The organism is Microbacterium sp. ZXX196, from assembly GCF_009709595.1.
Classification (GTDB): Bacteria; Actinomycetota; Actinomycetes; order Actinomycetales; family Microbacteriaceae; genus Microbacterium; species Microbacterium excoecariae.
On sequence record NZ_WMEE01000246.1, the window covers coordinates 1 to 265 of the forward strand.

The window sequence follows — 265 nt, forward strand, 5'->3', positions numbered from 1 at the left end:
GCCGCCAGGTGCTCGCCGGTCAGCGTCGACCGGTCGGCGACCAGATCGGCCGGCGTGCCCTCGAAGACGATCCGCCCGCCGTCGTGGCCGGCGCCCGGCCCGAGGTCGATGATCCAGTCCGCGTGGGCCATGACCGCCTGGTGGTGCTCGATGACGATGACCGACTTGCCGGCGTCGACGAGGCGGTCGAGCAGCCCGAGCAGCTGCTCGACGTCGGCGAGGTGCAGCCCGGTGGTCGGCTCGTCGAGCACGTACACGCCGCCCT

General features: G+C 73.2%; 1 pseudogene. It reads right to left on the reverse strand.

The window, feature by feature from the left end:
* A pseudogene (locus tag GJQ66_RS12925) lies at positions 1-265 on the reverse strand (excinuclease ABC subunit UvrA); the annotation flags it as partial.